Here is a 23164-nt window from a genome sequence, read left to right on the forward strand (position 1 = left end):
TTCAGCAGTTATCTAAAGATTAATATTTACACCGAGGTTAAACACACGCTGAACCGGATATCCTAACCCCAGTCCGGCCATTTCCGGATCCCACAACTTAAACTTCGACCAGTACAGCAGGTTGGTTCCACTCAGGTATACCCGCAGCGTCCTTAGACGGGCGCGCTGAACGAGTTTTTCCGGCAGCGTAAACCCTACTTCGGCTTGTTTCAGCCGTAAGAACGTGCCGTCGCGCAGCCAGTGGGTACTCTGCACGTTGTTGTTACCTATGGCATACTCAGATAAGCGCGGCCAAAACGCATAAATGTCCCGGTTGGTTTCCGACCAGTGATCGTCTGCAATCAATTGCGCCAGGCCTTTCTGTCCGCGGTCGGTAAATGGCGTCAGGGCTGTCGGACTGATAAAGAATGAGGACCTGCCGGAGCCCTGGATGAAGAAGTTGAGGTCAAACGCTTTATACCCGATGGAAAAAGAAGTTCCATAAATGATCTCGGGCTCGGTCGGAAAGCCGATCGGCACCATATCATCGTTATTGATCCTACCGTCGTTATTGATGTCCTTGTATTTGATGTCGCCGGCCATGTATTCCCCGAATTCCTGTACGGGTGAATTATTCACTTCTTCCTCGTCGATGAACAGCCGTTCCGCAATCAAGCCCATCGGCTGGCTGAGTTTTGTGCCTACCCGGGTGCGCCAGGGCACATCGCTGTAATCGGGCTCTTCATATTGCAGAAAGCGGCCACTCATATACGTGAAATTGCCATTTATGGAGTACCAAAGGCCATTGGCCATCGTTTTGTTGTATTTCAGTTCGGCATCGATCCCCCGTCCTTCGGACATGCCTACGTTCGCTTGCGGGGTACCCCGGATTCCCATGGTGGTGGGGATATCCTGCCGGGTTTGCAAGATGTTTCGCCGTTTTTCGTGGAAAAAGTCCGCAATCAGGGTAAGTTCATTGAACAATCCAATTTCAAAACCCACGTTGGCCTTCCGGGCAATTTCCCAGGTAATCAAATTATTGGCATACCGGTTAATCGTGATTCCACTGCGGCTGTAGTACGGATTTCCCGGTACACCGAACGGGTACGTTGCAGAGGCATTCATATTGATCTGGGAGAGGTAGAAAAAGCGATCGGCAGCCGCACCGATTGCATCGTTCCCTACTTCGCCGTACGTACCCCGCAGTCTCAGGGTCGTGATTTTTTCCTCCAGGCCAGACCAAAATTTTTCATTGCTCACTGCCCAGCTTACACCTACCGTCGGAAAGAAGCCCCACCGGTTATTCTCCGCAAACCGTTCCGTGCCGTTCAGTCCATACGCAAACTCAGCGAAATAACGCGAATCGTACCCGTAGGCGATCCGACCGGCCGTTGAGATGTTCCTCCGGGGCAAGGCGAGCGTTAACTGATCCGCCACGTCATCATTAAAATTAAACGTACCCGTCGCGTCCCGAATCGTACCGATCAGCGCGCCATTGAAGTTGTGTACGTCGTTCAAGGTCTTATTGTACGTCAATCGGACTTCGCCATATTGGGTCGCTTCCGATGTCCTGCCGCCGCCGCGATAATCCAGGTATTCGGTGCCCGAATCCGGGTTTAGCGCCAGCAGGCGATACGATCCGTCGATCGTGTTGGCTAGGGCGTAATAAAAAGGAAGGGATGAACGGGTATGGGAATAATAGGTTTTTCGCTGCGCATTATATAGCCCCCAGGCGGTGAATCCTTCCAGTTTGCCGGTAAATCGATGCTCCATTTCCAGTTGGATTTGCATCATGGATTCTTTGGATTCCTGAAACGAACTGGCCAGCCTTGCCCACGGGTTGTTGTATGACATTTCTTGATCGTTCCCGAACAGAATGTGCTTGGTGAATGCATTGGCTTCATCGGCCGGATAGAAGGGCAGAAAGCGAACTTGCGAAGCATTCCGGGCTTGGCGGAATACCGCTGCACCGCCACTGACGGTCTTCCCGTTTTCGTCGGTCATATTTTGGATCCACGGTCCGGTGCGGTCGTCGAACGACCCATAGGCGCGGACAACCCCGGTTGTGGTAGGGGCAAACTTAATGGTCACGTTCGAGCGGACCTGAAGCCGGTCGATATCGATGTTGTTATCCAACTGGTTTTCCTTACTCTCTTTCAGGATACCCTGATCATTTTGATAATTGGCAGCTAGGTAATACTGTACCGTTTGTCCGCCACCGGTCAGATTCAAATTGACGCGCCGGTTGGTTGCATAGTCATCGATTAGGTAATCGTACCAGTTTACGGCCGGATAACGGATTGGATCCAACCCTAATTCGGTTCCCCGGATTTTGGCTGATGAGTAGGGGAGTTCCACCATCGGATCCCGTGTCCGTACGGCTTCGTTATGCAGGCGCATATAGGTAACGGGATCAGCTAGGTCCAGCATCTTCGTATTGTACGAATTGGACTGCTCGCCCCGTATACTGATCGATAGACGATCCAGTTTGCCTTCCTTGGTCGTTACCAGGATGACACCGTTCGCGCCCCGTGCGCCATACAATGCCGCCGCACTGGCGTCTTTCATCACGGAAAACGACTCGATATCGTCCACATTCAGCCTTGCAAGGTCATTCGCTGTCATTTCCACTCGGTCGATCAGGATCAACGGATCCCGTTTACCGGCCGTACTAAACGTCGTAATTCCCCGGATGTAGAATTCAGCATTGTCCAATCCGGGTTCGCCCGACCGTTGGTACGCAATCACGCCGGCTACCCGGCCTGCGAGTGCCGCAGTCAGGTTACTGGATGGACTTCGGAGTTCACCTGGCTTGACGGTGGAAATTGCGCTCACCACACTTTCTTTTTTCTGCGTGCCAAACGCGGTGACAACCACCTCGTCTATGGCAGACGCGTCCGCTTCCTCCATCGTAATCCGGATTTCGGATTGTCCTTTAACCGGAACTTCCTTCGTAACATACCCCACGTAGGTAAACTCCAGTATGGCTGTTTCGTCCGAGATGGTAATGGTAAAGTGTCCGTTTAAGTCGGTCACCGTACCCATGGTGGTCCCTTTGATTTTTACACTCACGCCAGGGATTCCGGCCTCGTTTAAATCGCTCACACGGCCGGTGATTTGGCGTTCCTGCGCCATCGCTGACGCCCCGGTCCACGTCTGGCCGATCAGTAAGACGGCAAGCAGGCATCCATAAAAATGCATGCCTATACCCATTATGTACTTGTTTCTCTTCATAAATAAGTTATTTGTTTATACGGTGAAGTTGATATTGCTTTGGAACTATTAAAGCAATATGAATTGGTAGTCAAGACGGATGGTCTTCTGAGTTTAGTTCAATGATATTATCATAGGCATATTAGACTTTAAGCGATTCTATACCTTCCGCATGCTCCTTTCCATGTCACATGCGGCCTCTAAGCCCTCAATTAATAATGCGGTTTATAATCGTTATTGTTGCGCAATATCCGTAAAAGAAATCGGTTATGCAAGTTTAATGTGTTAAAAATTATAATATGTCTGAATTTTATCTCTTTATGCGGTTTACTTGCTTATTTATGGTTAAAGTTTAGCGGGTATTGTTCGGTCTTTCCGCAAGCCGGGTTACAAGTCATAACTGTAAAGATGGGAGCCGCTGATGTAATAAATTCGATTGTTAAGGTAATCGCCCCCGGCTCGTATGGGTTTGGGCGTGCGAGCCAGCAACGTTAACTGATAAGAATCGTGATCTACTTTAGCTATGGCCTCGTGAAAAAGCAGGTAGAGATCTTCGCCATTCCCCTTCACAAATATGCGAGGTGACTGTTCCCCAACCGTACGCCCCAAGTCGGCCGAGAGATCCTTTTGATAAATGACGGTTCGGGTCTCAGGGTCGAAAACAAAAAACAGTTTATAATCTGCAATTCCATATACCTTTCCGTCAGCCCGGGTTGTCAGATCGGAGTAAGTTTGGACACCCGGAATAACCGGCTGCCGCCATTCGACCTGCTTGGTTTTGACGTCCACTTGATACAGTTCAGCCAAGGAAGCTTTGCGCTCACCGCCCGTTCCAGGCGCGATTGTAGTCCCTCCCAGCACCTTACCGTTTTTTAACGCCGTAAGGCTCATAGTCGATTGATTTTCGACTACCTGGCTATCGGTCAGTAATACGTGTTGCCGCGATACGATGTCATAAAACAGCAGCCCACCACCGGTATAGCCATAGTCGGGCGTGCCACCCATCAGCACGGTCCGGCCGTCTGGATGAGGCAAAACACGGTGGGGACGGTAGATCACCGGTTTGCACGTAAAGGCGACTTCGGGAGTTTGCTTGCCATCCCACATCAAAAGATGTCCTCCTGGATAGGATCCGAAAAAGACGTGGCGGTCCGTGACGGCTACGGCATTGAATTGACCGGTTGCCCGCTGGTGGTTCCACGTATCGTTGGCTACCGCATAACCAAACAACCGCATGGGGAACGTGGTGCCGCCGATAATCGATCGTCCATCCGGTGATGCGGCGACCCCCATCACCCAAGACCCTTCGGTTGAATAATCGAAGTTGACGGTTTTCCGCGATGCGCCTGCTGCATCTTCGGTGGTCAACTGCCGGTTGATCAAATCCAGGTTAGCCACCCGTCGGCCGTCCGGAAACGTGAGGTGCCTGAGGGCCTGCGATCCGGTGATAATGTTCTTTGCTTCCGGCTGATGATCCGTCCCAATGGGTGTGATATTTCCTTTGTATAATTCATACCAGGGCTCGGCATCATCTTGTAGGGCCTGTCCGAAGACCTTTCCGTTTTTGTTTCGGTAAACATACGCCATTCCGCGCTTCCGCTCGGACGGTTGCAGCAATGGTTTGACTTCCCGCGTTGTGGGGTTGAATGCGATCAGTTGGCTGTCCGTATTACCAATGGCAAAGTAAATCCAACCCGTATCGTCGGCTGCGACAAAGCGCTGATATTGAGCCCAGTTTTCTTTGTGTACGTAACCGTAGTCGGTCAACGAATCGATTTTAGGATCGTAGCAAACCAAACCACTGTTCGGATACGTTACCGCCCAGATCCGTCCCTGGTCATCTTCGGTCATTCCCATTGCCATTTGAGGGGCGGTTTTATGGTGGAAGGTGTATGCACGTTCCCTGGGGTCGAACTCTACAAAATTGCCATTAAACAACGTATATAATTTGCCTTGGGAAGAAAACAACGACGAAAAGGGAGAATCCCCCTTGTTATCAAACGGCATGGGGAATTCTTCGCTTTGGCCGGTCGCGGCATCAATGACCAATAATGAATAACCGCCCCTGACATCAAAAAGCCAGGCCATTACCACGTTCCGTCCCTGCCCATCCACGGCGGCGACGATCCCGCGGTCGGTACTAACGGGCGAGGCGACACCATGGTCTGTGAACCGGTCATCTAACGGTACATGCCGCGGCTTTTCGGCGTTTCGCAAGCTCATTGCGACCAGCGACATCAGTACGATACCACCAAGTTTCCAGTATTTCTTTGTCATTTCTTATTCGGTTAAATTAATTGGTGTTTAACATATGGTTTATGAAAGCATACGCTTTCATCCGCGTTTCATAGGGAAAGTCGTGTTCTGCATCGGGGTAGGCTACCTGTAAGCGCGGTTCCACTCCGAGAAATTGATAAACCCCGGCAACCCGTGCAATGCCTTTTTTTACGCCATCGATATTGAAATTATGATCATTGATCGGTGAATTCGAATAAAATGCCCGCGGTGCGATGGCTGCGATTGCTTCATCGAAATCGAATGGGACGCGGGAGGGATCAAGGTTATACCGCTGTCGGAAGTATGGCATGTATCGATCCTGAGCCCAGGGCCCCAGTTTGCCGCCGTAGGTTTTCGTTCCTGCCTCACCGATGTCGTAATGGTCAAAAAGTGTCCAGCCGCAACTGGAGACGACCACGCGGATGCGCTCGTCGAGGCTGCCGACAAAGATGGCATTGTGGCCACCTAAGGAATGGCCGATGACGCCGACCCGGTCTGGGTCTACATCGTCTCTGGCTACCAGTAAATCGACGGCACGGAGGTGGTTAAAAATTCCTTTCATGGTGCCCGACTCATAACGGTCGGTTGCAAAATTGTAATCCTTCAGATCGCCGAAGCTAGGGTAATCGGGAGCAATGACAACATATCCCCGTTCGGCGAGTTCCTTTGCATACCCCCGGTTTTCTGTAGTTCCCTGACCATCAACAATCGCCTTTCCGAGATTGCCTGTGCTGTGAAGCACCAGCATGGCCGGGAGCCGTTCGTTTTTAGCTGATTTCGACGGTATGTATAGAAACGCCGGTACCCACTCTTCGGGCGCCGCCAGGTAACGGATGTTGAATAACGTGTAACCTTTGCGGTTTTCCTGGGAAACGACCTGAACCTGTGGGGCACCCAGTCCCGATGTATCCGGCAATGGCCCCATTGCCTGTTGCATCCGGGATAGGATCTGATCCCTTTTTTTTCGCCAATCGCCAGCGGTTCGCACCTTTCTTGGGGTTCCGTTTTCATCCAGGTAGGTCAATAACCCCGCCGGATGCTGGCGAACATCCTCCTTATCCTGCCACGATATAAAGAGGATCGTGCATATTCCGAAAAAGAAACTGGTTTTTGACATACGGGTCAGTTATTATCTACACGCCAAGAAAATACCGTTTTAAAGGTTATCCGATCACCTTCCCATGCATTGGCTAACCATAATTTATCCCCGGGAGTCAACCGTGCGGAACCAAGCCGATCCACTGCCACCGCTTTGCGATCCGCCTTGACGACCTGACCTAGGAAGGCATGCGTATCATCCAGCAGCGCTGCTCCCCGGTAATGGTGATAAAAATTCAGCTCGGTATCAGAGGTGATTTGTTCTCCACTCACTTTTGCCGCGCCAAAATAACCTACCAGTAGATCGTCGTGCAACTTCAGACGCAACGTGTTCCCTGCTCCGGGAACTGCCGTAGCCGGATGTACGGTGGTTCGGTAGGGGTTGGTTATATGAAAAATACCGGAAAAGGAATTTTTGGCCGTTTTGGGCAGATTTGCTGCCAACTCAACGACTAATTCATTGCGTTTGGTGTCAACTTTCCGTACGGTCCCTTCAATCGGGCGGCTTCGGAAGGTCTTTCCGTTTACCTCCAGGAAGGTGCCATCGGTATAGTATACCCGTTGTGGGCGACCCTGTCGGTCGATGGTTACTACGGCGGTGTTAGCATCGGTCTTGATGTGATAGCGGTCCAATATTTTGACCGTATTTGCCGTATCCCGGATCACGACATCCAACCGTTCACCACGGGATATAGCAAGTGCTGTACCGTCGCCGCCGTTCAGGGCAAGTTGTTCGATTTTTTCGAGATAGGGCTGCCCGGTAAAAGGTTCAAAGATGCCTACAAAGGTGCTGTTCAGTGACTGCGAAGCTGCGGCTTTTCTTCTGGCAATCAGATACGTCAAGGTATGGTCTTTGGCTCTTGGCTTATCGTACGCGTCTGCGACGTATACCTGTTGTCCGTCGAACGGTAATACATGTATCCGTAATTGCGCGCCCGGGTCTTTCAGGTGCTTGAAAGATAGCAACGGGTTCCCCTGTTCCAAACGCTGCACATTAAACAGGTGTTGGTATCCCGAGCCGCCATAGCCGCCGTAACCGATGGTGTCACCCTTTTGCTCAAGCAGTTTGTTGTCATAAATCTTCCCAAGCTCCACATCTGGACCCGCGAAAGTCCCGGGTTGTACGGTACTCCAATCGCCCTCGGAGAGCGTGCGTTCACCGGGAGGGCCATGCAACGAATAATCGTGTTGTTTTCCGCCTTGAACATGGAAAAAGTCCACCACATAACTCTGCCCGGCGTCTCCGCTTATTAACACAAGATTCCGGCGGTACTGGTTGAGATGGCGGTAGGCGAAGGATTCCACATCAATGCTCTGCGCAAAATCACCCTCTGAAAAATGGTGGAGTACGCCCGGCAGGTTGTTGTTTTGATGGATTTCGTCAACTACCACGGTGTTGTGGGATACCGTATTCTTGGACCAGGTGTAAACTTCCCGGACGTAATTGTTCATGGCATCGGGATAACCGAGGTCCGGCATCATTTTCTGTCCGTTTGCAAACAACTCTACATTCAGGAAATCCCAGTGATAATGCGCGTAATGCATGCCGTATTTCACGGCAAGTGCGGTCTCGTCCGGGCGGTCGTTCAGTATGCCCAATCCATATCCCGCAAAAAGACGGGAGCTAGTGGGCGCCAATAGCCGGCCTTTCGCAAGGGTATTCTTACGCCCGATTGGCGATCGGAAGAGCGACTCGTAGGTTGTGAAATATTCGTCTTCCGACCGGTTAAGCCAGGCGATGTACGTGGAATCGCCCCAAGCAGAATACGCCGACTGGTAAGTTTCCGGATTTTGGCCGCTGATATCGCCCAACACGTCGCTGCCATCTCCGAGGGCAGGGGTATAACGGCCGATAGCCAGCGATTGGATCGGTGCATCCAGTATGCGCTTAAATTTGGGGTTCTGGTACAGATTAACCCCTTGTTTGCGTAGCAATTCGGCCATCACGGCGAGGTAACGGATCCACAGCGAGTTATATTGCGGGGATTCAAGGGGAAAACCGTCCCGGAAAACCTGGTTGTATAACGCATAATTTATCCCCATTTTACTGCGGGTTTCACCCGGGTCTTCCAGTAGAAGGCGAATGTATTTGTCCAGATCTGCATACTGCCGGGAAAGGCCCACGGCGAGCACAGCGCTCTGGTGCATGCCGAAATTGCCCAGTACCTTATTTTGATCGAATGCCCGCAGTGCCTCCTCCAGAAAATTGGCTTCGATGTATGCCCGGATTTCTTCGCCCGTCTTTCCAAGGTATTGCTGAAGGCCCGTATTGCCGTCGATGCTATCCCAGATCGCATCGTAGGCTTCTGCTCCAGCCAGAACGATAAACGTTTCCCAGATGGCGTTGACAATCTTGCCTCGATAAACGGAATTCCTGGCCTTCATCATCAAGCCATATCGGGATTGGTCTTCGTGGTTCATGGAGGGGTATACCTCGGCCAACCGGTGGAGCATTAGCGCCGATTTGTAGGCGTAGCGGGTATCGCCTGTCAATTGATAGGCCCGTGCGAGATTGAGGATACCGGGGATAATATGACGGTGCCAGATCCAGTGGTTTGCGTGGGCAACAAACCAATATCGCTCGCCATGGGGCGACACCCATCCCCATCCGTCATCCACATAGGCGGTGTCTGCGGACGGCTTTTGCGTAAACCCGCTTCGGTAATATGCGGCATAATCATTGGAAGGGAATACTTCCCCGCCGACCGGGCATTTCACCTGAAAAGGATGCCTTGGGTCAATGACCCAGGGGTAGGCGCCTCCTTTGTTAAATACTTCCGCCCCGTGGACAGGACATCCGTTTGCATTAAGGTCGAACGCTCTCGGAACCTGCGCGGAGGCCATCAGATCTACAATCGCCTGGTCGGTCCAATCGGTCCAATAGTCAGCCGATTTGATAATGTTATCGGCTATCTTTTTGGCACCGGTATGGGTGGCGATGTTTTTTCGGGCGATGTCGATTTCCTGATCGCTGTAGAACAGGCGGTCTGTTTTTAATGCAAATCCGGCCGTACGTGGTGGTTCCGGTTTAAAAGGCGGAATGGGCAGCTCATTGGATGTTTGTGCCCATAACCACGAACCAAAAACACTAAGTATTCCGGTAAATAAAATCTTCATCATTGGCCTCTGAAAGAACGGAAATGTTTCGGGATACTGTGGAGCGGCATACTATCCAACTTTGGTTTGATGATGTGGAAAGCATTTTCTCCCAGTACTTTCTTTTTGATCTCCAGGGGAAGCCTCGAAAACACTACCCATCCGAGTTGCTGCCTTGGGTCGCGCATGGGCAGGTCCGACCCGTACATAATGCGGTCTTCACCCGCACCTTCAACGAGGTATTCGACGATACCCAGCTGGACGGGAGTGAGAGTGATTTCGGCATAAATATTCGGGTACTTCTTCATCGCAGCGATGGCCATATCCGCCATTCGGAAGTTGCTGCCGGCATGCGCAATGACCCATCGCACATTGGGGTATTTGGGAGCAAGGGTTTCTATCTCCTGCAGATCCGAACGCGTGCTGTGTAACAGGCCATACAGTTGGTTTTCATTGCCGTATTTCCACCAGATATCGTAGGATGGATCGTGATAGGGGATCCCATAGTGCAAGTAAGGTTTCATGCCGATGAAGCGCTTGTCCTTATACACTTCGGGAATCATCTTGGCCAATTCTTCCTGTGTGTAATGTGAAGGGTCGAAGTTCGCCAGGCCCCAGTAACCTTCGGGCGCGACATCCAGTGCTTGGGTAGTGGTAACGTTACCGTTCGCGGAATCAACACTGACTACGCCGTTCCAACTCATAATTCCTCCGCCGGCATATCCGAGTTTTTTGATCAAGGCAAAGACACCGCTTGGCCCGCCGTTATGCATCCGGTAATGCCAGCCCGTGCCATTTAGTCCTTCGTGAAGAATGTGCATGTGCATGTCCACGACGGGTACCGGGACGGGTTTCCCATGGCGGATGGCGTGCATCAGGATGTCCTCGGCCTTGTTTTCTTTGGTTGCCGGAGGGTGGAGCCCGTGCAATAGCCGGGTTAGGTTGCCTCCTGCAATTTTTTGACGGGCTTCCCGGGGGATGGCGGCATAGTCAACATAGGTGCGGTGTGCGCCCGCGGACATGGTAGGGGCATTGGACGCAAAGATGAGTTGGTCCGTGTACCCATCGCGGTGCAAGGTCTCCAGCCCTTCGTTGATCTGAAAATTTTCAAAGCTGATGTGCAGGTTTTTGTATGCGGCCAACATGGGTAGAATGGTCCGCTGAAATGACCAGTACACACCGGTAAGCAACACCGGAAGTTCAGGATAGCTGTTCAGCAGTTCCTTGACGCCCCCCAACCCGCCGAACTGATCGGGGGCAATGATCAGAAGTGTGCGCTTTTCCATTAACCAGCGGAAAAGTTCTATTGCTTCAGGAGTTTTCCAGTCCCAGTTGTTCCCCGTGGGGTTAACGGTTACGGCCCGCACATCGTGCTCCTTCATCAAAACTTCCAACTCTGGGGGCGGCGGAAATTCACCGGTATTGGCCGGCATCAGGTTCCATACCGCAAAGAGGTGGGGATAAGGTTTTAATTGCTTGCTCAGATCGAGGTTGGAGTACATGGGGTCATACGTAACAGACAGCACGGAGGCGACCAGCGCTCCTGAAATGGAGCAATGATCCATCTCATCGATCAGATGCTTCAAACTCCAACGCTCTGCAGGATGCTTGTTGCGTTTGGGGCCAACGTTCGTAAATCCATCGAAATAAACAAGGGGAGCCTCTTCATCCATCTTCCAGGAAAATGACGACATGGAGCCCGCCAAGGCGAGTGAAAGCCCGCCCAATGCTCCTTTTTTCAGAAAGTTCCGCCGCGATTCGTAGTTTGTTGTCATGTTTTGTCCGAGTTTAGGAAGGTTATTGATTCAGTAGTTTATCCATGGCTGCCAGCACGATGCTTTCGGCTTCGGCGGTAACACCGGAAGCCGGACCCGCTTCATATCCGCCTTCCTCATAGGCGGCAGCGGTACAGATGTATCCCGGTGCATAATCGCCGTACCCCGCGACTGCGACGAACAAATCCGGGCGCATTTTCTTGGCTGCCAGTTGAAAAGCAACGAACGGTTCACCAGGCAGGTGCAGGACCCGGGCGTTGCCCAGTTTAAGGCAGGAAAGTTCGATGTATTTGCCTTGTAACTGCCGTTTGTGTAACACCAATTTGTACACATTATTGGCTAAAAAGATCGCATTGTGTTCCGCCAGTTTTTCTTCCAGTTGAATAGCGGAAGGCGAAATGGGCAGTCGGAGGGGTTCAGTGGTCCACGCAATGTCGGCCGCACGGATGGGTTGCTTTTTCGTCTGTAGCCAGGCTTCTTTCATTCCCGTAGCAAGACGCTGTGCCAATAACCATCGGTTTTCCTTGGCGCCATCGTTGTATTTTCCCGCTGTTACGTCTCCTCCCGCACCGTTAAAATGAATGTGAAGTGCATCGGGCACCTCCAATTGGCGCAAGAAGCGGGCGATTCCCGGAAAATCAGGATTTGCGTTTCCGGTACGGTAGTAACTTTGCGGGTGCACGGCGTAATAACTCAGGACAGCCACGGGCTTCTCTTCATTCCAGAAGCTGACTAACGATACTTCCGGATCGATCAATCCCTCGGGGTAAGCCCTGACCTCCGGTTTGGGGGAGGCGGACGTCCGGCTGATGGTCGCTTTTCCATTGGCATCCAATATCCGGCGGTTGGATGCAACCTCGTGTACTTTCGCGGTGCCTAATCCGATGTGCGTTACCGGGATGGGAGCTTTCCGCATGGATTCGCGTACCGTACTGTCCAAGTGTACCAATAATTTGCGTGCGAACGATCCCTCGTAATTGATAGGATCCAATCCTTTTGATAATAACAAGGCCTCTGCTCCGAAATCACAGGTAGGTGCGTCGTGCTGGTGGACGGTGTGTACCGCCACCCGGTCCGGGTTCGTACCCGCAGCCTCGGCCAATACGCGCTTGAATTCATCCTGTCCTTCGTTTGCGATGCCGATCCAGTCGACCGAGCAAAGCACAATGGGCTTGCCGGAGCCGCTGATGACCACTCCCTTGGCACGGAGCCCCATGTCCCACGTATGGGTCATCTGGTCATACGTAAGGTAACTGCCTACCGGCGGCGTGGCATCGACATCGAAAACACGTATGTTTACGGAGCCCGGATGGGTTTGGGCTTGCGATGCGCTAGCTAATCCAACACAAAAAATCAGGAAAAAAGAAATGTATTTACTCATAACGTATTTTAGCTGTCCGCGGCGTCAAACCTTACGCAGATGATCCCTGTTTTCGTACACTTTGGTAACGGCATTGACAATATCGTTCATATCATCCTTACTTCCCAGTAACACGCCGGAACCCCAAAAAGCCACCAAGGTTCGATCGGTTATCTCGTCGCAGTTCGGTAACACCAGTTCATCCCGATACGTGCGGAGACGCTGCTCGGAATAAAAACGTTTATACACCGGTTGCTTAAGTATTGTGTCGACCCAGGGAGCCCGGTGCAGACCTTCACGGATGTAGGAAGTGAATGGCACTCCTTCCGCCTGTATTGCCTTCAAGAAGGTGCTGCGATCGATCCCGAACGTTTGGTCGTCAAATTTCATGGCGTAATTGTAATAGGATCCGCTCTCGGTACCTTCGTACTGTTTCTGCGGTGTAAGACCCGGGATGTCCTTCAGCTTCTCGCTGAGGTATTTGGCATTTGCGTCCCGTATTTCAAAACGCGTTTTGGCATCGTCCAGTTGGCCGAGCAAAACAGCGCCTTCAAATTCGTTCATGCGATACTTCGGGCCGATCCGTTCGTTTTTCCCAGCCCGGGAAGCTCCGCGATTTTGTACCGTGAAACATTCCTCCATGAGCGCCTGGTTGTTGCCGACTACCGCACCGCCTTCGCCACAGGCGATGGCTTTGCTTGCCTGGAAGCTGAAGCAGCCCAAATCGCCGATGAGACCCACCGCTTTTCCCTGATACCGTGAAAAAGGGGCCTGACAAGCATCTTCAATCACAGCCAGTCCGTGTTTTTTAGCAAGCGACATGATGCGTTCCATATTGGCCGGTAATCCCATAATATGCACCGGCATGATGGCCTTCGTGTTGGAATTGATGTGTTTTTCTACTTCGTCTGGATCTAACTGAAAGGAATCGGGATCCAAATCGACCAATACGGGTAAGGCGCGGCTGGTCAGAATCGCCGATATGGTTCCAAAATCGGTATAAGGCGACGTGATTACTTCGTCGCCGGGACCGATATTTAATGCTTCAACGCAGGTACTAAGCGCCTGGGTGCCCGAACCGGTGGCTACGCAATACTCCGAACCAATAAGCTTGGCAAACAGGGGTTCAAAGGTGGCTACCGTGCCTTTGGCCGATTGAATCCGACTCCAAATGCCGCTTTTCGTTGTTTCAACCACTTTGTTGACAAGTTTATCGTCGATGTGTGGCCACTTGGGCCACGTCTTTTGATATCGAATGGACTTACCGCCCAGCAAGGCTAGTTTTTCAGCGTCGCCGCTTGCTGCAGCGACCGAATGGTTAGGCCACGATGCGAATACTCCGCTTCCGAGGGCGGCTGCGGCTCCCAATCCGGTTTGTTCAATAAATCGTCTGCGACTCCATGTTTGTTTTTTCATTCGAAAATAATTTTGATTCATTATCCGTTTTCCGCGGTATCAATGAGACCGCTTGCTGAACTAGTTTTTTGAAGGTCCCGTTAACGAGCATTTCATCAGCAGAATCTGCTTTGAGTGGTGAAGAAGCTTGCGTGAGGGCCCTAATAAGACTCATCGTGTTTCAATCAATTCTTTATGGGGTTTAAAAACGCATAAAACCTAGATTTTAAACCAATCTACTTACCTCTCTCTGTTAAATTTGCGGTTTATAATTTTATAACCGCTAATATATGCGGTTTTTTTAATACTAATTGGATTTTTTTATTTTTTTTTGCTTTTTCGCCGGTTAAGAACGCAATCTGCCCTTTACAAAATCGAAACGGATGGTTGATTATCTCGGCGAGATCACTATATTTGTTGATTATAAACCGAACCAGTGCGGTTTTCAGGAAGAGTAAATTGTACAATCTATACGCATGCGAAAAAGTAAACGGCAAGAACTGATCTTAAGGGAGATTGACCTACATAACAAGGTGTTTTCGGTAGAATTGAGCGAACAACTCAATGTCTCAGACGATACTATTCGACGCGATTTATACGAGTTGGCGCAGGAAGGGAAGATTATTAAGGTGCATGGTGGCGCGATCAGTAAGTCGTTTGTTGCGCCGTTTAGCAATGAGAACGTAGTGTATGCTGCAGAAGCCAAGCGAGTGATTGCCGACAAAGCCATAAAACTACTTAAAAACAATATGGTGGTCATTACCGAAGGAGGGACGACCATGCTGGAGTTAGCAAAGATGATTCCTTCATCGCTGAAACTGACCATCATAACCATTAGCCCTCAGGTGGCCATCACACTTGCTCAACATGAAAATCTGAACGTTATCGGAATTGGCGGAAAGCTGGAGAGAAATGCCAATTTGTTTATCGGTGCGAGCGTTGTCAATCAACTGGCTGGTTTAAAAGCGGATTTATGCATACTGGGCGCCAACGCATTTTCGGCGGAAGAAGGATTAACCGATTTGGATTGGGAGGTTGTTCAGGTTAAAAAGGCATTGATCCGATCTTCCAAAAAAATTGCCGTTATCAGTATTTCTGAAAAACTGAACACTGCCAAATGGCTGAATATTTGTTCCGCTAGCCAGGTAGATTACCTCATTACAGAGTTAGATCCTGCCGATCGGCTCCTGACTCAGTACGTAGATAAAAATATAGCGGTTATCTAGACCCGACTTGCCCCTTTCGATTGTTTGATGGCTCACCTCTACGTAGTACTACGTAAAAAAAGAGTGCCGTATCTGCGCGCAATTGGGAAATGGGAATGCCTTTTACTTTTGCGGTAGATCAAAAATAATAGTAATGAACAGGAACCAAGTATGGATCAAGAGTCTGTTGGTCATAACGGCCTTGATCCTGGAAACCGGCGTATGGGCTCAGGAAGCCGTCCCTGCCCACGCAAAGGCTACAGCAGAAGGCAAAGCGGCGGGCCACTCCATCAAAAGTTGGGTGGTTGATAAGGAACGCAGCAAATATGTCGCCGTTCTATCGAATGGCGCGGTTATGGAAATCGACATGAAAGGCAAATGGCTTCGCACATCAACACCGATATCTGAACAGAAATTACCCCCGCTGATTGTGGCTACCGTTGACAAATATGTCGGGGATGGCTACGAAGTGGATAATTACATTCGGATAGAGGATGCAACCGACGGTGACCTTTTTGCAGTGGACATTACCTCAGACGATGAGGACGCTACCCTCCTGATCGATAAAAAAGGGAAGGTTTTGAGGAAAGAAGGCCGATAGCTGATAGGTTAGCGAATTTAAGTGGATCGCGTAAACCGCGTTCGGGGGCGGCCCGTCATCGTGCACGATGACGGGCTTTATTCTATTTGATTGTCCGGAAAAACAGCTATTTTAGAGGCGGTATTTTAAGTTGTTCTTTCAAAACTTATATCCGGGCAAACTGTTTTCGTAAAGTAAGGTTATATCATCATCAAGATAGCCACAAGCGATGGAAAAGAAACCAACATCCGGTCAATTTTCTTACCACGGCGAAAGCCTCAGTGATTTACCGGAGAGTTTTGACGCTTGCTTGCTGGAATTGCAGCGTGCTGAAGAAACCGTTAGATACCAACACCGGCAACTTTATCAACTTGAAGCGCGATATAAGGAGCTGTTTGATTCATTGGACGAGGCGTTTTGCATCGTCGAAGTCCTGTTTGATGACGATGCTCACCCAATTGATTATCGTTTTTTGAAGGTTAATAGGGTTTTCGAAGAACAAACGGGCATTAGAAATCCGCTTGGAAGAACGATGCGTGAAATCGCTCCTGAACACGAGCCCGAATGGTTTGAAATGTACGCACGCATCGCACAGACCGGCGAAGCACAGCGTTTTGAATATGGCACTGATGCGCTGGGAAAATTTTATAATATCCACGCCTTTCGTATCGGCGACCCGAAGGATGCTCAGGTAGCGGTATTGCTTAAAGACATTTCCGAACGTAAACGACGGGAAAAACAACAAGCTTATCTGCTTCAATTAAGTGATATGCTGCGATCCTTGTCCGACCCGATTAACATCCAGCAAGCAGTGGGACAGCTTGCGATGGATCATTTTGGAGCGGACCGGTGTGATTACTGTGAAACAGAAAAGGAAGACGCCCTCGAATTTCCGATGTTGAGGGCCGCGATAACCAACGCACATCCGTTCGTTGTTCACGACGCACGCACCACCGCGATGTTGGATGAGGAGGCTAAGCAGGTATGCATCCAATTCCAGGCGCTCTCGTTTATAGACATTCCTGTCATAAAGGAAGGCAGACCTCGCGGACTGTTATGTATTGCTTGCCGCGAACCGAGAAAGTGGACGGAAGAGGAAATTGACCTGGCGAGGGAGACAGCCGAACGTACCTGGGTGGCGATGGATCAGGCTAAAGCAGCGGAAGCTTTGCGGAAATCGGAAGAGAATTACCGTGCCATTGTGAGTCAGAGTATAGCTGGCATCCTAAAGGTCAGCCTTCAGGGAAATATTATTTTCAGCAACGACCAATTTTGCCGTCTACTGAACTACGACTGTGCAGAGTTGCTTTCGTTGGGTGTTAACGACGTCATCTATCCAGAAGATCAGGAACGTAACCTAATCGCTTTTGAGCAATTGGTGTCAGAAGGTAAAGCCTACGAGATCGAGAAGCGATTGGTGCGAAAAGACCACACGGTCGTATGGGTAAATAACCATGTTTCACCGATTTTTGATAAAGCGGGCAACGTAGAAGCTGCAACCATCGTATCCATTGATATTAGCCGGCAAAAGGAACTGGAACGGCAGAAAGATGAATTCATTGGCATCGCAAGCCATGAATTGAAAACGCCTATTACGAGTATTAAGGCCTATGGCGAGATTTTAGCGGGTATGATGGACGGCGCCGCCGCACCGATTGTCGTACAACTTATCAACAAGCTGAACGTGCAGGTAAACCGGCTGGTTAAACTCATTTATTCGCTATTGAATACCAGTCGGATTTCGAGTGGACAGCTGGCGTTGCAGCTTGAACTCATCGATCTGAATGCACTGCTGGAAGAACACGTACTCCAGGGCCAACTTACCACGTCCCGGCATCATATCGTCTTTACTGCACAGAAACTTCCGATGGTATCGGGCGATATCGAGCGCCTGGGACAAGTAGTGGACAACCTGATATCCAATTCCATTAAATATGCGCCAAAGGGCGGTGATATCATCGTCAGCGCCGAAAGTCACGGCGAGTATGTGCGCGTTAGTGTGCAGGATTTTGGTATGGGAATCCCGAAAGCAGTACAGAACAAAATATTCGACCGGTTTTACCGGGTTAAGGGAGCGTTAGCCGAAGCTGTCTCCGGTATTGGGCTTGGACTATACATTTGTCACGAAATCATTGAAAAGCATGGGGGACGGATGGGCGTGAAAAGTATACCGGACGAAGGATCCACCTTTTATTTTGAACTACCCATACATACCGTAACATAATCCCAAATGAGAACCATTTTCTTTATTGAAGACGATGAAAGTCTTCAGGACATTGCCCGGTTGGTTTTTAGTGAGCCGGAATTTGCCATTCGGATATTCGATAGCGCCGAGGAATTATTAGCCGAAGACAGCTATCCAGAGGTATATTTGCTAGACAAACAACTTCCGGGAATCGATGGGCTTGAACTGTGCCGCATCCTTAAATCCAATATGGAGACAAGCGGTATCCCCGTGGTGATGGTTTCGGCGGATCCGAGCATCAAAGCGCTGGCTGCATCTGCCGCGGCAGATGCGGTGCTTGAAAAGCCGTTTTCAATTCAGGAACTGAAAGAAATGGTAATGAATGTGAGCGAACAAACATCCTAACCGCATGGTTACCGTTGTGGTACCTGCTGTATCAGCAATCCGTCTTTGACCATTCTTTCCAGTAATACCTCTGGATATTCTTTTGCAAAGGCATCGATACTCGTCGGATTGACGGTTTCGGATTGCGCCGACCAAATCAGGCGATCCGTTTCGGTACTATAAAGGTTGGTTTCCAGAAAATACGTTTTGTCGGTCACGTAGTATCCGGGATCATACATAATGGGATGCCAGTAATTAATGTACGAATAGAAGCCACCGTACCAATAATACGCTGGCAAAGGGGCATAGCGCGTAGAACCGCGCACATACCGGGTTTCACTTTCGGTGTCAATGAGTGATACCGTCAGGACGGCGTCCACGCCAGCTTGGCGGATTTTGGCAAATAATTCGTCGCGCGCTGGAATTTCATGAAAAAAGTCGGGTGTAAAAATATCCGAACTCTTCATAGCATTGATATTTAGTTCGGCTGCCTTTTGAGCTAGCGCGGTTTCCAATTTCGTGCGTACCTCGATATTACGGGTCAAAGCAGTAATTAATACGCGCTTACTTTCTCCCGTGCTGGCATCAACGGCCGGATCTTTCCATGAGCCGGTAATACGTGTGGAAGTGCTGCATGCACTTATCAAAAAACATAAAATACATGGGAGAATTTTGATGGTTGTTTGTGCTTTCATGGCCTACGTAATTTAACACGTTTTACCACTTACATTGTTTTACCACTTACATTGTTTTACCGTTCATCATTTCACACCCCTCTCTTAAAGCGTCTCAGGTTGCCTTTCCTTTATGGTCCCAATGATCTTTCAACACCTTGCCGTCGTCGGATCTCGTTAACCGCCTCGCATACCGCTCTCCCTGAACCTGTCCGTGTTCATTTTTTTTTCCAAGGAACAGTAACACCGGCCACCCTACTTGATCGGTCTTAAAAGCGAGATCCAAGTTTTTGAAGGTCGCCTCAACCAACGTATTCGGAGGATAGCGTTTGTTTAAGATTTTGAGTATGTCCTTGCCCAAATTCATTGTCCACGAGTTAAAATACAGGCACCCGAATAGCAATTGACACCCAGGTGCCCTGGGTTGAAAGCGATGCTAATGCTTTCATCACGATCAGTGTGCGGCTCTTTGTAGTTCGCCACGCCCGTGATCGGATGGCCGCTGGGTGGCGTGCTGCGAACGGGAGACCGTGAACAGTCCGGCACCTATTTCCACGATTCCCATCCACAGGTGGGGGCCATAAAGCTGATCTGCGAATCCAAACAGCCAAGGCGATGTCGCGAGTATCAGCCCAGCGATAACATCCATTGTGAGGTGGATCGACATCGGGATGAATTTTGCCACTCCCCCTTCGTAATCAGTGAGCAATGACATCCCGATGATAGCCGCACCGACTATAACTGCGGTCCACGTGGCGGGTGCAATAGACGCAAATCCAAATAACCAAGGCGCAGCGATGAGTAACAGTCCTGCTGCATAATCCAACACAGCGTGGAATTTTCGACCAATGAATCTCATAATTTCATTTTTTTAGTTACGTAATATTGCCAAGAAAAGTGCAATGTTAAACACGCAGGTAATGAAAATTTCGAGCCAAACCATCGAAGGCAGCCAAGAAGATCATTATCAGCGTAAGTGTCCTAAATTAACGACCCGTTGTTTGTTTTTGGAGAAGCACCTTCCACAGCGGTTTACAGGAGATGGCCAATGCATTTGTAAAAATAGGCAGTTGGTTACGGTTACGCACGTTGTGTGGGGCGCAGCCGGCTTTGGAACAAACTTGGCAACGGATAGGCAGAAGTAAATATAGTAGTCATTAAAAAAAGAGTAAAATGAAAAGGACAAACGTATTCTGGATAGCGATGCCATGTATGCTATTAGTGGGAGCCTGCGACAATGACGACAACAATGACATGGAGCGCATGCAAAATCAGGAATTTGTAACGATGGCGGCGAGCAGTAACCGGTTTGAAATTGAGGCCGGCGAGCTGGTTGGCGAACAAGGCGCTGATGAACGGGTTATCGAGTATGGTAGCCATATGGTGATGGATCACGGTACTGCGGGTATGGAATTGGCCGCGCTGGCGGACAGCAAAGGATGGCAGGTGCCTAACGATCTCTTGGAAAAGGAACAGGAAATGTTGGAGGACTTAATGGTGCTTGAGGGCGCTGCGTTCGATCAGGAGTTTGCCCGTAAGATGGTATTATCCCACGAACAGGCCGTATCGCTGTTTGAGCGCGCTTCGGGTCCAGACGGTGTCCTGGATGGTGATTTGAGGGAATGGGCAGCAGGTAAACTACCGACCTTGCGTGCACATTTGGAAGATGCGCGTGAACTTAACGCACAAATCAACCCATAAAAAGGTTAGATCGAATATATGAATGAGAAAATTGTCAAAAATGTGGGTGCCACCGAACGGATCGTTTCGGTGGCACTGGGTGCTTATCTCCTGGCTAAAGGCCTTAGGCGTCTCAATTACCGGTCGGTGCCGACCCTGATGTTCAGCGGCTATTTGTTTATGCGGGGCGGATTGGGCTATTGCCCCATTAGTAAACGGCTTGGAAAAAAAGATGTCCAAACCCCGGCGATTAATATCAAAGCTGTTATGACAGTCGCTAAGCCCCGCGAGTTCTTATACAATTATTGGCGTAGACTGAGCAATCTACCCGCTTTTATGCACCATTTGCAAGAAGTAAAAGAGCTTAACGAACGGCAATCCCACTGGGTTGCAGAAGTGCCGGGGATAGGTGGTAAAATTGAATGGGACGCCGAAATCGTCAAAGATGAGCCAAACGAACGGATTGGTTGGCAGTCGATCAATGGGGCACTGATCCGGAACGCAGGTAAGGTGGAGTTTTTTGATGCCCCAAGGCAGGAAACCGAGGTACGAATTATCTTCAGCTACCACCCCCCGGCCGGCGGGATTGGAACCGCTGCAGCCCGGCTATTCCATCCGATTGTCAAAGGCATTATCGAAAACGAAGCGTATAACTTCAAGCGTGTGATAGAGGCTGGTGAAATTCCGACGATAAATGGTCAGCCTTCAGGAAAGCGGACAGGAAAATTTAAACTGATATAAGGTATGAAAGCACTATGCTGGAACGGTGTCAGAAATTTAAACGTCGAGACGGTCGAAGATCCGAAGATATTGAATCCACGAGACGCCCTGGTGAAAGTGACGATGAGTTCCGTTTGCGGATCAGATCTCCATTTAATCAATGGATTCATTCCCTCGATGCAGGCCGGTGATATCCTTGGTCATGAGTTTATCGGTGAGGTGGTAGAAGTAGGGCCGGAAGTACACCAACTAACGGTAGGCGACCGCGTTGTGGTGGTATCCGTTATCGGTTGCGGGGAATGCAGCTATTGCAAGGAACAATTATGGTCGTTATGCGATAATTCGAACCCGCATGCCGTTATTCAGGAAAAAATATTTCAATATCCCACAGCGGGTATTTTTGGATATTCTCATCTTTTCGGAGGATATGCAGGCAGCCATGCGGAGTACATCCGGGTTCCGTTTGCCGATTATGGAGCGTTCAAAATTCCGGAAGATATTCCGGATGAACAGGCAGTATTTGTATCTGATGGCGTGCCAACCGGCTATATGGCAGCGGAGATGGCCGGCATAAAACCCGGCGATATCGTTGCGGTCTGGGGTGCCGGCGGTGTCGGACAGATGGCGATCCAGAGCGCCTACCATCTGGGAGCCGAACGTGTGATCGCTATCGATGGCCTCGATTACCGGCTTGCTGCAGCAGCTACCCACGGTCATGCTGAAGTACTGAATTATAAGGATACCAACGTGCTGGAAGCATTGAAGGAGGCAACCGGTGGCAGGGGGCCAGATTGCTGCATCGATGCCGTAGGCATGGAAGCAAACAGTACTGGAATAGAACATTATTACGACCGAACGAAACAGTTTTTTAAGCTGGAGACGGATCGGCCGGCCGTATTACGGCAAGCCATAGCCGCCTGCCGCAAAGGGGGTACTTTATCGGTTGTTGGCGTGTATGCCGGTTTTGCCGATAAAATTCCGATGGGGCTTTTCCTCAATAAGGCACTCACCATGCGCGGCGGTCAGATGCACGGCCAACGGTATGTTCCTTTGTTGTTCGACTTGATCCGAAAGGGTAAAATTGATCCGGCATTCATGCTGACCCACCCGATGCCGCTTCGTAAGGGAAGCGAAGCGTATGAATTGTTCAATAGGCGGACGGACGGTTGTATCCGGGCAGTCCTGATGCCTCAGGCAAGCTGATCCGGGGCATCATTAATATAATATTGCTGCATCATCAATATTGCTGGTAAAGAAAGTCTTGCAGGTCTTCCAGGTTTTGAATGGGCTTTACGTAATGTTTTCCGTAGTTAACTGCATAAACCTCGCTTTCGGATTCGTCGGCTGAATCGCTATGCACAGGCAAATATTCTTCTACACCCAACCAAGGTTTACTGCGTAAAATAAAAAATCGAAGCAGCCGGCCATTGGCGAAGCACGGACCTTCCGGCGCATTAAACCCCATTCCTTCAAGTTGATACCTATCCAATGTTTTCATGAGTGTCCCTCTTTTGGTTGTTCCCTTTCTGCGCCAACAGTTGGG

18 protein-coding genes are annotated in these 23164 nt (G+C 50.0%); 7 read left to right on the forward strand and 11 right to left on the reverse strand.

Going from position 1 to position 23164, the window contains the following annotated elements:
- Positions 1-12 precede the first annotated feature (12 nt).
- The 7 genes from ACFQRK_RS10005 to ACFQRK_RS10035 all read right to left on the reverse strand — a co-directional run bounded on the left by ACFQRK_RS10005 (position 13) and on the right by ACFQRK_RS10035 (position 14214).
- Positions 13-3213: a SusC/RagA family TonB-linked outer membrane protein gene (locus tag ACFQRK_RS10005; protein ID WP_379006112.1), complete on the reverse strand. Its 3201-nt coding sequence runs from the start codon at positions 3211-3213 to the stop codon at positions 13-15.
- A 366-nt stretch (positions 3214-3579) separates the two neighbouring features.
- On the reverse strand, positions 3580-5469 hold the full coding sequence (locus tag ACFQRK_RS10010; protein WP_379006114.1) for a hypothetical protein: 1890 nt from the start codon (positions 5467-5469) through the stop codon (positions 3580-3582).
- 16 nt (positions 5470-5485) lie between these two features.
- Entirely contained in the window at positions 5486-6586 is a 1101-nt protein-coding gene (locus ACFQRK_RS10015; protein ID WP_379006115.1) for an alpha/beta hydrolase, read from the reverse strand.
- A gap of 5 nt (positions 6587-6591) precedes the next feature.
- The gene (locus tag ACFQRK_RS10020) at positions 6592-9687 is read right to left on the reverse strand and encodes a heparinase II/III family protein (RefSeq protein ID WP_379006117.1); all 3096 of its coding nucleotides are present in this window, start codon (positions 9685-9687) and stop codon (positions 6592-6594) included.
- A complete protein-coding gene (locus ACFQRK_RS10025) occupies positions 9684-11438 on the reverse strand; it encodes an amidohydrolase family protein (protein WP_379006119.1) in 1755 nt (584 codons plus the stop codon). The genes ACFQRK_RS10020 and ACFQRK_RS10025 overlap by 4 nt, the downstream gene beginning before the upstream one ends.
- 22 nt (positions 11439-11460) lie before the next feature.
- The gene (locus tag ACFQRK_RS10030; protein WP_379006993.1) at positions 11461-12819 is read right to left on the reverse strand and encodes a hypothetical protein; all 1359 of its coding nucleotides are present in this window, start codon (positions 12817-12819) and stop codon (positions 11461-11463) included.
- A 24-nt stretch (positions 12820-12843) separates the two neighbouring features.
- Positions 12844-14214 (reverse strand): DegT/DnrJ/EryC1/StrS family aminotransferase, encoded by a 1371-nt coding sequence (locus ACFQRK_RS10035; RefSeq protein WP_379006121.1) that lies wholly within the window; start codon positions 14212-14214, stop codon positions 12844-12846.
- 455 nt (positions 14215-14669) lie between these two features.
- On the opposite strand from ACFQRK_RS10035, the gene ACFQRK_RS10040 reads away from it, so the two are divergent.
- From ACFQRK_RS10040 to ACFQRK_RS10055, 4 genes are all read left to right on the forward strand, one after another.
- The gene (locus ACFQRK_RS10040; protein WP_379006124.1) at positions 14670-15419 is read left to right on the forward strand and encodes a DeoR/GlpR family DNA-binding transcription regulator; all 750 of its coding nucleotides are present in this window, start codon (positions 14670-14672) and stop codon (positions 15417-15419) included.
- A 133-nt stretch (positions 15420-15552) separates the two neighbouring features.
- The gene (locus tag ACFQRK_RS10045; protein ID WP_379006126.1) at positions 15553-15999 is read left to right on the forward strand and encodes a hypothetical protein; all 447 of its coding nucleotides are present in this window, start codon (positions 15553-15555) and stop codon (positions 15997-15999) included.
- A 208-nt stretch (positions 16000-16207) separates the two neighbouring features.
- Positions 16208-18202, forward strand: coding sequence for a PAS domain S-box protein (locus tag ACFQRK_RS10050; protein ID WP_379006128.1), 1995 nt, complete (start codon positions 16208-16210; stop codon positions 18200-18202).
- Between the two features lie 6 nt (positions 18203-18208).
- On the forward strand, positions 18209-18568 hold the full coding sequence (locus ACFQRK_RS10055) for a two-component system response regulator (RefSeq protein ID WP_379006129.1): 360 nt from the start codon (positions 18209-18211) through the stop codon (positions 18566-18568).
- A gap of 8 nt (positions 18569-18576) precedes the next feature.
- Here the strand turns inward: ACFQRK_RS10055 and ACFQRK_RS10060 are convergent, their stop codons facing one another.
- The 3 genes from ACFQRK_RS10060 to ACFQRK_RS10070 form a co-directional block, all read right to left on the reverse strand.
- Complete coding sequence (locus ACFQRK_RS10060; RefSeq protein WP_379006131.1) at positions 18577-19242, reverse strand: hypothetical protein; 666 nt, start codon at positions 19240-19242, stop codon at positions 18577-18579.
- Positions 19243-19336: 94 nt separating this feature from the next.
- Positions 19337-19588, reverse strand: a complete 252-nt coding sequence (locus tag ACFQRK_RS10065) for a hypothetical protein (RefSeq protein ID WP_379006133.1) — start codon at positions 19586-19588, stop codon at positions 19337-19339.
- An 87-nt stretch (positions 19589-19675) separates the two neighbouring features.
- Positions 19676-20080, reverse strand: a complete 405-nt coding sequence (locus ACFQRK_RS10070; protein ID WP_379006136.1) for an SPW repeat protein — start codon at positions 20078-20080, stop codon at positions 19676-19678.
- Between the two features lie 314 nt (positions 20081-20394).
- Here ACFQRK_RS10070 and ACFQRK_RS10075 point away from each other — a divergent pair, with 314 nt between their 5' ends.
- From ACFQRK_RS10075 to ACFQRK_RS10085, 3 genes are read left to right on the forward strand one after another with little or no spacing between them, the layout of a single operon-like run.
- Complete coding sequence (locus ACFQRK_RS10075; protein WP_379006139.1) at positions 20395-20922, forward strand: DUF4142 domain-containing protein; 528 nt, start codon at positions 20395-20397, stop codon at positions 20920-20922.
- An 18-nt stretch (positions 20923-20940) separates the two neighbouring features.
- On the forward strand, positions 20941-21642 hold the full coding sequence (locus tag ACFQRK_RS10080; RefSeq protein ID WP_379006141.1) for an SRPBCC family protein: 702 nt from the start codon (positions 20941-20943) through the stop codon (positions 21640-21642).
- A gap of 3 nt (positions 21643-21645) precedes the next feature.
- Entirely contained in the window at positions 21646-22824 is a 1179-nt protein-coding gene (locus tag ACFQRK_RS10085) for a zinc-dependent alcohol dehydrogenase (protein WP_379006142.1), read from the forward strand.
- Between the two features lie 34 nt (positions 22825-22858).
- On the opposite strand, the gene ACFQRK_RS10090 is transcribed toward ACFQRK_RS10085, so the two are convergent.
- Positions 22859-23119 (reverse strand): hypothetical protein, encoded by a 261-nt coding sequence (locus ACFQRK_RS10090; protein WP_379006144.1) that lies wholly within the window; start codon positions 23117-23119, stop codon positions 22859-22861.
- Between the last annotated feature and the right edge of the window lie 45 nt (positions 23120-23164).

The sequence above is a fragment of the Parapedobacter sp. GCM10030251 genome (genome assembly GCF_042666505.1).
Classification (GTDB): Bacteria; Bacteroidota; Bacteroidia; order Sphingobacteriales; family Sphingobacteriaceae; genus Parapedobacter.